Source organism: Pseudomonas fluorescens, assembly GCF_002837185.1.
GTDB classification, from domain to species: domain Bacteria; phylum Pseudomonadota; class Gammaproteobacteria; order Pseudomonadales; family Pseudomonadaceae; genus Aquipseudomonas; species Aquipseudomonas fluorescens_AM.
The window spans coordinates 1-12,358 of the sequence record NZ_KZ478020.1 but is presented as its reverse complement, the minus strand read 5'-3'; the positions used below and the strand labels follow the sequence as shown (position 1 = coordinate 12,358).

The following is a 12,358-nucleotide window of genomic DNA, read 5'->3' as shown; positions in this document are numbered from 1 at the left end:
CTACGTTGTGCCTAAGCCCCCAACTCCGGCGGGCGGTTCCTCCACCCGGTTCTATGTGAGGTGCACCATGGCCAACGTTATTTTGCAGAAAAAAATCGACAGTCAGACCACTGCCCTGAGTGAGGTCAAACGCTATGCCCGCAGGATCTGGCTGGCGGGTCTTGGTGCCTACGCCAAGGTCGGCAGCGAGGGTGGAGAATACTTCAATGAGCTGGTTAAGAGCGGTCAACATATTGAAAGTAAAAGCAAAAAAGTTGCCATTGAACAACTTGATGCCGCTAACAGTCAGATTGATCAAGTAAAGAGTAACGTCTCGAGTGTCAGCCGCCGGGTTGAAGTTCAACTGGATAAAGTTGAAAAAGCGTTTGACTCGCGTGTTGCAAGTGCCTTGAATCGAATCGGCATTGCGTCTAAACATGACGTGGAGACACTCTCTGCTAAGCTCGAAGAGCTGACGGCATTGCTCGAACGTGTCGCGCGTAAACACTAAGGAGACATCGGGATGGCTGTTAAAAAAACTACTCAGAAAGAAGGCAGCTCGTGGGTCGGGGAAGTTGAAAAATATTCCCGAAAGATCTGGCTTGCTGGTTTAGGCGTGTACTCGAAGGTGAGCAGTGACGGCGGCAAGTACTTCGAGACGCTGGTCAAGGACGGCGAGAAGGCCGAGAAGCTGACCAAGAGCACTGTGGGTAAAAAAGTGGATGCGGCCAAGGCGAGCGCAGGCTCGGCCAAGTCGAGCATTTCCGACACCTGGAACAAGTTGGAAGAAACCTTCGACAAACGCCTCAACAGTGCCATTTCGCGACTGGGCGTGCCGAGCAAGGCGGAACTGAAAACGCTGCACAGCAAGGTCGATACCCTGACCAGGCAAATCGAAAAACTCACAGGCGCCAAAGTGGCGCCGGCCAAGACTGCTGCAGCCAAGCCTGCGGCAAAACCGGCCGCCAAACCTGCGGCTAAAACCGCAGCAGCAAAACCCGCCGCGAAAACGGCGGCCAAGCCTGTGGTTAAAGCGGCCGCCAAACCGGCGGCAAAACCTGCGGCCAAGGCGCCCGCCAAAGCTGCTGCAAAATCCGCCGCCAAGCCAGCAGCCAACACCGCTGCCGCCAAACCGGCCACCAAGCCTGCCACCAAGCCAGTGGCCGCTAAAGCCGCCGCAAAACCTGCGGCTAAACCGGCTGCCAAACCCGCCGCTGCGAAATCAGCAGCCAAGCCTGCGGCTAAACCTGCAGCGGCCAAAAAGCCCGCGGTAGCGAAAAAGCCAGCAGCGCCAAAGCCTGCTGCGTCGGCCAAGCCAGCCACGGCGGCAGCACCGGCCGCTTCGACAGCCAATTCGGTGTCCGCACCGTCGCACACGGCCGCGACCTCGACTGCAACGCCGGTCACTCCGACGCCATCCAGTCAGTCCTGATTTTTACAGGACACAAAAGCGCCCGGCCTGCGAAGGTCGGGCGTTTTTTATGGAAATCCTGAAAACGCTGCATTTCCAGTGTGGGAGCGGGCTTGTCCGCTCCCACACTTCAATCCAGGTCATCCAGATATTTCAGTGCAAACCTCTCGGTTGCCTGCCGTGCCGGCATCAGTAGATGCGGCGCCACCAGCATCATGACCTGGTACACCACCACCCGCACCTCACCCTTGCGATCCAGGATTCGCTGGTAATCCAGGGAAAACAGCAGCGTCATGGTGATCTGCTCCACCAGTTGCCCCAGCGCCTGGGTATCACTGACCAGTTGCCCCGCCGCCTTCAACCGTGCCAACAATGAAGCCAGGGTACGCTTGAGCGCGGTGAGCAGGTTGCGAATCCCCTTGGCCAGCTTCGGCAGACGTCCGGCCAGGTTGGACAGGTCCTGGAACAGAAACCGGTAGTGGGCCATGCGCTCGACGATCAGGTGCAGGAACAGCCAATAATCCTCGGCTTCCAGTTGTGCATCGGCAGGCGGATCGAGCAGCGGTGCCAATTCGCATTGAAAGCGTTCGAACAGCCCCAGCACCAACGGCTCTTTGCCATGAAAGTGATAGTAGAGGTTGCCGGGGCTGATTCCCATTTCATTGGCCACCTCCATGGTCGACACATTCGGCTCGCCCTTGTGGTTGAACAACTGCAGGGCACATTCAAGGATACGGTCGCGGGTCTTCATCCAGCCTTCTTAGTGTGGTTCTTGAGCTCAGCGCACGCGCACGTAGGTGCCTGGCGCCGCTTCCATCGGTGGGTAATTCTGGTTGCCCAGGGCGGTGAGGGTTTCGCGTTGCACGCCCGAGCGTTGCTGGACCCACTCCAGCCACTGCGGCCACCAACTGCCTTCGACGTGGCTGGCGTCGTAGTACCAGGCACGCGGGTCGCCGCTCAGCTTGGGGTTCTCGACGTAATTGGCCTTCGGGTTGCCGGGCGGGTTGAGGATGCTCTGGATATGCCCGCTGTTGGACAGTACGAAGCGCCGCTCGCCGCCCAGCAACTGGGTGGATCGATACACCGCGTCCCACGGCGTGATGTGGTCGTTGATGCCGGCCACGCTGAAGCTGTCGACCGTGACCTTCTGCAAGTCGATGGGGGTGCCGCACACCTCCAGGCCTCCGGGATGGCTCAGCGGGTTGTGCTTGAAGAAATCCAACAGGTCGCCGTGCAGCGCGGCGGGCAGGCGCGTGTTGTCGTTATTCCAGTACAGGATGTCGAAGGCGGGCGGTTCCTTGCCCAGCAGGTAGTTGTTGACCCAGTAGTTCCAGATCAGATCATTGGGGCGCATCCAGGCGAACACCCTGGCCATGTCGCGACCGTCCAGCACACCTTGTTGGTAAGAGCGGCGCTTGGCGGCTTCAAGGGTCTGTTCATCGGCGAACAACGTGGCCGGGCCGTCGATCTGGCTGTCGAGCAAGCTCACCAGGTAACTGGCGCTGGCGATGCGCCGTAACTGGCGCTTGGCTTGCAGATGGCCTTGCAGCGCGGCGATGGTCAGGCCGCCGGCGCAGGCGCCCATCAGGTTGACCTCGCGCGCGCCAGTGATCGCCCGGCAGGCATTGAGGGCTTCCTCCAGGGCTGCAACGTAAGTGGACAGGCCCCATTCGCGATGTCGCACATCCGGGTTGCGCCAACTGACCATGAAGGTTTGCAGGCCGTTCTTGAGCGCGTATTGCACAAAGCTGTTAGCCGGGCTGAGGTCGAAAATGTAGTACTTGTTGATTTGCGGCGGCACCACCAGCAAGGGCTTGGCGTATTGTTTTTCGCTCATGGGCTTGTATTGGATCAGCTCCAGCAGCTCATTGCGAAACACCACTGAGCCCGCAGTGGTGGCAACGGTCTTGCCCACTTCGAAGGCATGCTTGCTGACCTGGCGCGGCAGGCCATTGTTGTGCAGCAGGTCTTCGAACAAATGGCTCGCGCCGCGCACCACGCTGTTGCCGCCGGAGTTGAGCAACTCCTTGATTGCCAGCGGGTTGAGCAGCGTGTTGGATGGAGATACGGCGTCGTTGAACAGGGCGAACGCGAACTGTGCGCGTGCCCGGTCGTCCGCGCTGAGGGTGCTGTCATCAATCCAGTTGCGCGTCTGTTTTTGCCAGCTCAAGTACGCTTGCAGGCTGCGCCGGTACAGCGGGTTGAGTGTCCAGGTGGGGTCGGTGAAGCGGTTGTCGTTGGGGTTGGGCTCGTGCACCGTGTCCCCCAGCAACACGCGGCCCAATTGGCCGCCCAGGGCCAGGGCGTGGCGTGCGGTGTGCACCGGGTTGCGCAGGCCGTGGGCTGCCACGGTACGCAGGGTCGACAGCAGGTCTCGGCCGCGCAGGCCGGTGATCGCGTTTTGCGCGTTGATGAACGCAGCGGGGGTGGGCGCCGGGTTTGTCACGGGTCTGTCTCGCATGAGCCAACACTCCTTCGTCAAGCCATCAAGAGGCACGCCAATTCAGAACCATAGTCGGTTCCTGGCAAGTTGCGCGGCGGTGTGGTCCTTCACACCGCCGGTCGCGGATGTATCACGGCGCGCAGGCGCTCCTCTTCGAGAAACTTCATGATGATCGGCGCCACGGCTTCGGCCCGGGTGATCAGGAATAAATGGCCATCATCGATGATATGCAGCTGCGCATTGGGGATGCGCCAGGCGAGCATGCGCATGTTGATCAGCGGAATCAGCGGGTCGTCGTCCCCGGCCAGGACCAGGGTCGGCTGGCGGATCTTGTGCAGCCAGTGGATGCTGGTCCAGCCCAGCCCTGCGAACAGTTGCCAGTAATAGCCCAGCTTGCCGGCCGAGCGCACTTTGCTGGCATGTTCGGCGGCCAGCTTGGCGTCGCGGCGGAACGAACCGCCGTAAATCATCGGCGCAATGCGCACCACGTGGGACGGTTGGATATAGCGTCTGGGGCTGGCCATCAGCCACAACACTTTTGGCTTGCCCGGCACCATCACCGCGCCCGCCGCCGTGGCCGCCAGGATCAATTTTTTGCAGCGTTCGGGGTAGTCATAGGCAAACTGCTGCGCCAGCGCGCCGCCCCAGGACACCCCCACCGCATTCACCTGGCCGTAATCCAGGTAATCGAGCATGCGCGCCGTCAGCTTGGCCAGGCCGGGGAAGCGATAGGGCCGGTTGGGCGTGGAGGAGCCGCCCACCCCTGGAACATCGAAGGCGATCACTTCCAGGTCCGGGTCCAGGGCCTGGACGAACGGAAACACCAGCTCCAGGTTGGCGCCGATGCCGTTGAAGATCAGCAGCGGCGTCAAGTGCGGCTTGCCCGGTCGTACCGCCGTGCGGATGGCTTGGCCATCCAGGTCGATGGTGCGGAAGATGAACGGTTGCGGCATGCTCAAGCCCTGTGAAGTACTACAGCCGGAGTGAGGTCAGTGTGGGAGGGGGCTTGCCCCCGATGGCGGTTTATCAGGAGGTACATCTTTGGCTGATCCACAGCTATCGGGGGCAAGCCCCCTCCCACATTGACCGCATTTCAATTTAGCGTTCGTGTACATAGGTGCCCGGTGCCGCTTCGGCCGCAGCGTAGGTTTTATTACCTAATGTTGTCGGGGCTTTTTTCAACTTGCCTGCCCGCTCCTTCTGCCATGCCTGCCAGTGCAGCCACCACGAGTCGGTGTGCTTGGTTGCGTTTTCCTGCCATTGCAGTGCTGTGCCCGCCAGGCCCTCACTGGTCTGGTAACGCGACTTGGGGTTGCCCGGCGGGTTGAGGATGCTCTGGATATGCCCGCTGCTGGACAGCACGAACTCCACCTTGCCGCCAAACAATTGTGCGGACTTGTAACAGGACTGCCAGGGCGTGATGTGGTCGTTGGTGCCGGCCAGTGAATAGATATCGGCCGTGACCTGTTTGAGATCAATGGGCGTGCCGCACACTTCCAGGGCATTGGCGCGCACCAGCGGGTTGTTCTTGAACAGCTCGATCAGGTCGCCATGGAAGGCGGCCGGCAGGCGCGTGGTGTCGTTGTTCCAGAACAGGATATCGAACACCGGCGGCTCGTTGCCCAGCAGGTAGTTGTTGACCCAGTAATTCCAGATCAGGTCGTTGGGCCGCATCCACGCAAACACCTTGGCCATGTCACGGCCTTCCAGTACACCGGCCTGATAGGAATGGCGCTTCGCCGCTTCGAGCGTCTGTTCATCGACGAACAGCGCCACCTGGGTGTCCAGCGTGGTGTCCAGCACGCTCACCAGCAGGGTCAGGGCGTTGACTTTTTTCTCCCCCAGCGCCGCGTAGTGGCCCAGCAGCGCGGTGCAGGTGATGCCGCCGGAGCAGGCGCCCAGCATGTTCACGTCCTTGCTGCCGGTAATGGCCGTGATCACATCGACGGCTTCCTTGAGCGCTTCGATATAGGTCGACAGGCCCCACTCGCGCTGGGCCTTGGTCGGGTTGCGCCAGCTGACGATAAAGGTCTGCTGCCCATTGCGCAGGCAGAAGCGCGCCAGGCTCTTGTCCGGGCTCAGGTCAAATACATAGAATTTATTGATCTGCGGCGGCACCACCAGCAGCGGTCGCTCGTGCACCTGCTCGGTGATGGGCTTGTACTGGATCAGCTCCAGCACATCATTGCGAAATACCACGGCGCCTTCGGTGGTGCCCAGGCTCTTGCCCACTTCAAAGGCGCCCATGTTGACCTGGCTGGGCATGCCGCCGTTGTGCACCATGTCCTTGGCCAGGTGGGACAGGCCATCGAGCAGGCTTTTGCCGCCGGTTTCAAAGAAGCGTTTGACGGCCGCCGGGTTGGCTGCGCTATTGGTGGGCGCCATGGCTTCAGTCATCAGGTTGATCACGAAGTGGCCGCGACTGATGTCCTGTTCCGAGAGATTGCTGTCGCCGATCCAGTCGTGCAGTTCCTTGCGCCACGCCAGATAAGTCTGCAGATAACGTTTGTAGAGTGGGTTCTGGCTCCAGGCCGGGTCATGGAAGCGACGGTCATCGCTTTCCGGCACCAGCGCCGATTTGCCGAACATGACGTTCTTGAGCTCCACCCCGAAATGGGCCACGTGTTTGACGCTGTGTAACGGTTGCTTGATGGCTTGGGTCAGCACCATCTTCGCCGAGGCCAATAAGTCCTTTTTGCGTAACGCGATGATCGGGTTCAACCCCAGGGTGTTTTCCGAGGCCTGCCGTTTCAAGTCATCGTTATTCTTGTTACTCATCTACGACGCTCCATTGTCCGAAAGACGAGTACCGGCGATTGCTGCGCACCCATTTCGATACACGACACCAGCCTGGTACTGCGCTCGGGTGACCGTTGATACCGCATCGTCAAATGCAGGGAACTTGCCAGCTCCATTGGTTACCCGAGTTTAATTTTTTTCGCAAGCGGGCCAATCGTTGACCACGAGACAAGGCATTCAAGCAGATGGAATTAGAAAATGCCCTCTAAAGAGCAAGAAGCCTGGACTAGAGCATCAGCCGCACGACCGACTGACTCGGATCGCGGGTTTTTCCGGCAGCTTTCAGCTCGGCCAGGTAATCGGCCCACAGCGCGTCCTGACGCACGGCCAGTTGATAAAGGTAATCCCAGGTGAACAATCCGCTGTCATGGCCGTCGTCGAAGGTCAGTTTCAGTGCGTACTGGCCGGCCGGTTCCAGCTTGATCAACCTGACGTTGAGCTTGCCGAATTGCAGGATAGGTTTGCCGTGACCCTGGACCTCGGCGGAAGGCGAGTGCACGCGCAGGAATTCGGCGGGCAGTTGGTAGGCTTCGTCCGGGCCGTAGGTGAGGCCCAGGGTGTTGGAGATTTTGTGCAAATTAACAGCGGTGGGGGATTTTGACATGGGGGACACCTTGGGCTGCAAGCTACAGGCTGCAAGTTGAGTGTATTCAGCTTGCGGCTTGTAGCTTACAGCTTGCGGCTTACAGAATGTACCGCGACAAGTCTTCGTTCTGCGCCAATTCGCCCAGGTGGCTGTTGACGTAATTCGCGTCGATCTTGATCGCTTCGCCATTCTGCGCACCGGCCATGTCGCCGGCACTGAAGGACACCTCTTCGAGCAGGCGCTCAAGCAAGGTGTGCAGACGACGCGCACCGATGTTCTCGGTCTTCTCGTTGACCTGCCAGGCAATCTCCGCCAGGCGCTTGATCCCGTCCGGCTGGAACTCGATGCCCAGGCCTTCGGTTTTCAGCAATTCACGGTACTGTTCGGTCAGTGAGGCATGCGGCTCGCTGAGAATGCGCTCGAAGTCGCCCGGGGTCAGCGCCTTGAGTTCCACGCGGATCGGCAGGCGGCCTTGCAACTCAGGTACCAGGTCGCTTGGCTTGCTCAGATGGAAGGCACCGGAAGCGATAAACAGGATGTGGTCGGTCTTGACCATGCCCAGCTTGGTGTTGACCGTGCAGCCTTCGATCAGCGGCAGCAGGTCACGCTGGACGCCCTCGCGGGACACATCGACGCCGCCGGAGTTGCCGCGCTTGGCCACTTTGTCGATCTCATCGATAAACACGATGCCGTGCTGCTCGACCGCTTCCAGGGCCTTGGCCTTGAGTTCTTCCTCATTGACCAGGCGTCCGGCTTCTTCGTCGCGCACCAGCTTCAGGGCTTCCTTCACCTTGAGCTTGCGGCTTTTCTTCTTGCCCTTGCCCATGTTGGCGAACAGGTTCTGCAACTGGCTGGTCATTTCTTCCATGCCAGGCGGCGCGGAAATATCCACGCCCGACACTTCGGCCACTTCGATCTCGATTTCCTTGTCGTCCAACTGGCCTTCACGCAGGCGCTTGCGGAACAGCTGGCGGGTGTTGGAATCCGAGGCCGGTGCGGCGTCTTCGTTGAAGCCCATGCGCGCCGGAGGCAACAGCGCATCGAGGATGCGCTCTTCAGCGGCATCTTCGGCGCGGTGGCTGACCTTGGTCACTTCCTGTTCGCGCAGCATCTTCAAGGCGGCGTCAGCCAGGTCGCGGATGATCGACTCGACGTCGCGGCCCACATAGCCGACTTCGGTGAATTTGGTCGCTTCCACCTTGATGAATGGAGCATTGGCCAACTTGGCCAGGCGCCGGGCGATTTCGGTTTTACCGACGCCGGTCGGGCCGATCATCAGGATGTTCTTGGGCGTGACTTCAACGCGCAGTTCTTCGGGCAGTTGCATCCGGCGCCAGCGGTTACGCAGCGCAATGGCGACGGCGCGCTTTGCATCGTCCTGGCCGATGATATGGCGATTGAGTTCATGGACGATTTCGCGGGGGGTCATGGACATAGTGTCTGGCGGCCTCAAGCGGGAATAAGCCTGGGGCTTATTCGGCGAGGTCCTGCTCCTCAATGGTCTGGTTGTGGTTGGTGAACACGCAGATATCGCCGGCGATACCCAGGGCGGTCTCGACGATTTCACGCGCCGACAGGTCGGTTTTCTTCAGCAGCGCACTGGCCGCCGCTTGGGCGTAGCCACCGCCGGAACCCATGGCGATCAGGCCATGTTCGGGCTCAACCACGTCGCCGTTGCCGGTGATGATCAGGGACGCGTCTTTGTTCGCGACGGCGAGCATCGCTTCCAGGCGGCTGAGGGAGCGGTCGGTGCGCCATTCCTTGGCAAGCTCTACGGCGGCGCGTACCAGGTGGCCCTGGTGTTTCTCAAGCTGGCCTTCGAAACGTTCGAAGAGGGTGAAGGCGTCGGCGGTAGCGCCGGCGAACCCGGCAAGCACCTGGCCGTGGTACAGGCGACGCACTTTCTTGGCGTTGCCTTTCATCACGGTATTGCCCAGGGAAACCTGGCCGTCGCCGCCCATGACGACTTTGCCGTGGCGACGTACTGAAACGATGGTGGTCAAGGGGAGAGTCTCCACGCAGCGGGGCGAAAATGCCCTGATGGAAACTGATATGGGGGTGGTGGAGGGGATTTCAACCGTAGGACGGCAGCGCGGACGAGTGGTGTTTATGGCTCCGACACCTATTCAAGAACACCGCAAAACCAAATGTGGGAGGGGGCTTGCCCCCGATAGCGGTGTATCAGTCGCTGAATATATGGACTGGTCTACCGTCATCGGGGGCAAGCCCCCTCCCACATTTTAATTGCGGTTGAGCCGAGATCAGCGGCTCTGGCGCTGTTGTAACAGCAGGTTGCTAAAGCCTGCCCCGGCCAACTGTTTCTGCGCCACGGTCAGCTGTTCGCGGTTGCTGAACGGGCCTACCAGCACGCGATACCAGGTCGCTTCCTTCACGGTGCCGGATTCCACCGTCACCGACTGGCCCAGCAGAATGATCTGCGCGCGTACACGGTCCGCGTCCGCCTGTTTGGGGAACGAGCCCGCCTGCAGGAAGAACTTGGTCACCGGCGCCGCTTTGGTCTCTGCCACTGGAGGCGCTGGCGGTGGGGTAATGCCGGCCAATGCTGCCTGGGCGCGCGCGGTGTCGATCTTCGCCGCTTCCGCTGGCGTTACAGGTGTGGTCGGCACTTGCGGCGTCGGCAGGGTTTTCTCCGGCACGGCGTCGGGCGGCACGATCACTTCCGATTCCGGCAGCAGCGTGTAGAAATCGTACTTCGGTTTCACCGGAACCGTCGGGCTCGGCGCAGTCTTGTTGGCCTCGGCGATTTTCGTGGCTTTCTGCTGCTCCTGTTTGACGCGCTTGACGTCATCGCCCTGGCCGGGCTCCAGCTTCATCAGGAATACAACGAATGCGCCGACCGTGAGGCCGATCGCCATCCACAGCCACCCTGGAATCGGCTGCTTGGCCGGTGCCTGGTAGCGGCTGGCGCCGCGCTTGGGTGCAGGTTTTTTCTTGGCTGCCAACTTACATGCGCTCCAGAGTTTCCAGGCCCAACAGCTCCAGGCCTTGCTTTAGGGTCCGTCCAGCCAGTGCGGCAAGGCGCAGGCGACTTTGCTTCTGGGCTTCATCGTCGGCGCTGAGGATCGGGCAGTTCTCGTAGAAGCTGGAGAACAGGCCGGCCACTTCGTACAGGTAGGTGCAGAGGATATGCGGCGTGCCTTTCTCGCCGACGCTGTTGAGCACCTCGCCGAACTGCGCGAGCTTGGCGGCCAGGTCCTGTTCGTGGGGTGCGTCCAGCACGATCCGGCCTTCGACTTCGCTGAAGTCCTTGCCCAGTTTGCGGAACACGCCGGCCACACGGGTGTAGGCGTACAGCAGGTATGGGGCGGTGTTGCCTTCGAAGTTGAGCATCAGGTCGAAGTTGAAGCTGTAGTCGCTGGTGCGATGCTTGGACAGGTCGGCGTATTTCACCGCGCCAATGCCTACCACGCGGGCGATATTGCGCAGGTCGGCCTCGGCCAGTTCCGGGTTCTTTTCCTTGACCAGGCTGTAGGCGCGCTCCTGGGCTTCGGTCAGCAAGTCGACCAGCTTCACCGTGCCGCCATCGCGGGTCTTGAACGGACGGCCATCGGCGCCGTTCATGGTGCCGAAGCCCATGTGCTCCATATGCATCGGATGGGTGACGAAGCCGGCACGGCGCGCCACTTCGAACACTTGCTGGAAGTGCAGGGCCTGGCGCTGATCGACGAAATACAGCGCGCGATCGGCCTTGAGCACGCCGCTGCGGTAGCGCACGGCGGCCAGGTCGGTGGTGGCGTAGAGGTAACCGCCATCGGCCTTGACGATGATCACCGGCAGCGGCTCGCCATCGGCGGTCTTGAATTCCTCAAGGAACACGCACTGCGCACCGTTGCTCTCGACCAGCAGGCCCGCGGCCTTGAGGTCGTTGACCACATTGATCAGGTCGTCGTTGTAGGCACTTTCGCCCATCACGTCGGCCATGGTCAGCTTGACGTTGAGCAGCTCGTAGATTTCCTGGCAGTGGGACAGGGAAATATCGCGGAAACGCCCCCACAGCTCCAGGCATTCCTTATCGCCCGCTTGCAGCTTGACCACCAGGCTGCGCGCACGGTCGGCAAATTCTTCGGATTCGTCAAAGCGCTTCTTGGCCGCGCGGTAGAAGTTTTCCAGGTCGGCCAGCTCGTTGCTGGTGATCGGGTTTTCCTGCAGGTAGGCCATCAGCATGCCGAACTGGGTGCCCCAGTCGCCCACGTGGTTCTGACGGATGACGGTGTCGCCGAGAAATTCCAGGACCCGCGCCACGCCGTCGCCGATGATGGTCGAGCGCAGGTGGCCGACGTGCATCTCCTTGGCGAGGTTTGGCGCCGACAGGTCGATGACCACGCGCTGGCTGTCACCAGCCTTGCGTGCACCGATGTGCGCGTCGGCCAGGGCGGCATCCAGGCGCGCGGCCAGGGCCTGGGTGTTCTGGAAGAAGTTGATAAAGCCGGGGCCGGCGATTTCGGCTTTGGTGACACTGGCGTCGGCCGGCAGCGCGGCGATGATTTTTTCCGCCAGGTCGCGTGGCTTCATGCCCGCAGGCTTGGACAGCATCATCGCGATGTTGCTGGCGAAGTCGCCGTGGGTCTTGTCGCGGGTGTTCTCCACCTGGATCGCCGGCGACAGGCCTTCAGGCAACACGCCTTCGTTGACGAGTTGGGTGAGGGCTTGTTGGATCAGCTGGCGAATGGTGTCTTTCATGGTGTTCTCTTTCGACCGCAAGCGGCGGCGCGCGATGCGCAGGTGGAAAAACTGGGCATTATCCGTGGCGAGGGCGGGCTTGCCAACCGTTCAAGAGGGTTGGTAGACCTGCGGGCCTCATCGCGGCATAGGTATCTACACAATTTTGGTGCGACACCGCAGCTGTGGCGAGGGCGCTTGCTCTTGTGACGGCCGCACGGCCAACGCTTATCTATCTGATGCTCCGAGGTCCAGATGTGGGAGGGGGCTTGCCCCCGATGGCGGCCTCTGGGCCGACCAGAATGCTGGATTGGAACGAGTACATATCCGTTTCTGCGGTAACGGCCGCCATCGGTTTCCGCCCTTACGGCGGCTCACTTTTGAAAGCGCAAAAGTAAGCAAAACGCTCTTGCCCCACCACTCGGCACCTCGCCTAGGCTCGGTGTGCCCTCTCTCCGGC

General features: G+C 60.8%; 11 protein-coding genes. 2 read left to right on the top strand and 9 right to left on the bottom strand.

Annotated features, from left to right (window positions below; translation table 11 throughout):
* Positions 1-67: 67 nt before the first annotated feature.
* Together CIB54_RS23380 and CIB54_RS23375 are read left to right on the top strand one after the other, a co-directional pair.
* Positions 68-490, top strand: a complete 423-nt coding sequence (locus CIB54_RS23380; RefSeq protein WP_101221097.1) for a phasin family protein — start codon at positions 68-70, stop codon at positions 488-490.
* Positions 491-502: 12 nt separating this feature from the next.
* Positions 503-1,411 carry a phasin family protein gene (locus CIB54_RS23375; protein ID WP_101221096.1) on the top strand — a complete coding sequence of 303 codons (909 nt, stop codon included), beginning with the start codon at positions 503-505 and terminating at the stop codon, positions 1,409-1,411.
* Between the two features lie 109 nt (positions 1,412-1,520).
* On the opposite strand, the gene CIB54_RS23370 is transcribed toward CIB54_RS23375, so the two are convergent.
* From CIB54_RS23370 to argS, 9 genes are all read right to left on the bottom strand, one after another.
* Positions 1,521-2,141 (bottom strand): TetR/AcrR family transcriptional regulator, encoded by a 621-nt coding sequence (locus tag CIB54_RS23370; RefSeq protein ID WP_065950124.1) that lies wholly within the window; start codon positions 2,139-2,141, stop codon positions 1,521-1,523.
* A gap of 27 nt (positions 2,142-2,168) precedes the next feature.
* On the bottom strand, positions 2,169-3,851 hold the full coding sequence (gene phaC, locus CIB54_RS23365) for a class II poly(R)-hydroxyalkanoic acid synthase (protein ID WP_065950125.1): 1,683 nt from the start codon (positions 3,849-3,851) through the stop codon (positions 2,169-2,171).
* Between the two features lie 89 nt (positions 3,852-3,940).
* Positions 3,941-4,786 carry a poly(3-hydroxyalkanoate) depolymerase gene (phaZ, locus tag CIB54_RS23360; protein WP_065950126.1) on the bottom strand — a complete coding sequence of 282 codons (846 nt, stop codon included), beginning with the start codon at positions 4,784-4,786 and terminating at the stop codon, positions 3,941-3,943.
* Between the two features lie 145 nt (positions 4,787-4,931).
* Positions 4,932-6,611 (bottom strand): class II poly(R)-hydroxyalkanoic acid synthase, encoded by a 1,680-nt coding sequence (phaC, locus tag CIB54_RS23355; RefSeq protein WP_101221095.1) that lies wholly within the window; start codon positions 6,609-6,611, stop codon positions 4,932-4,934.
* Between the two features lie 247 nt (positions 6,612-6,858).
* On the bottom strand, positions 6,859-7,236 hold the full coding sequence (locus CIB54_RS23350) for a gamma-butyrobetaine hydroxylase family protein (protein WP_065950128.1): 378 nt from the start codon (positions 7,234-7,236) through the stop codon (positions 6,859-6,861).
* A 79-nt stretch (positions 7,237-7,315) separates the two neighbouring features.
* The gene (gene hslU / locus CIB54_RS23345; protein ID WP_065950129.1) at positions 7,316-8,653 is read right to left on the bottom strand and encodes an ATP-dependent protease ATPase subunit HslU; all 1,338 of its coding nucleotides are present in this window, start codon (positions 8,651-8,653) and stop codon (positions 7,316-7,318) included.
* Between the two features lie 37 nt (positions 8,654-8,690).
* On the bottom strand, positions 8,691-9,221 hold the full coding sequence (hslV, locus tag CIB54_RS23340) for an ATP-dependent protease subunit HslV (protein ID WP_003171209.1): 531 nt from the start codon (positions 9,219-9,221) through the stop codon (positions 8,691-8,693).
* A 258-nt stretch (positions 9,222-9,479) separates the two neighbouring features.
* The gene (locus CIB54_RS23335) at positions 9,480-10,181 is read right to left on the bottom strand and encodes an SPOR domain-containing protein (RefSeq protein WP_065885706.1); all 702 of its coding nucleotides are present in this window, start codon (positions 10,179-10,181) and stop codon (positions 9,480-9,482) included.
* Position 10,182: 1 nt separating this feature from the next.
* Entirely contained in the window at positions 10,183-11,919 is a 1,737-nt protein-coding gene (argS, locus tag CIB54_RS23330) for an arginine--tRNA ligase (protein WP_065950130.1), read from the bottom strand.
* Between the last annotated feature and the right edge of the window lie 439 nt (positions 11,920-12,358).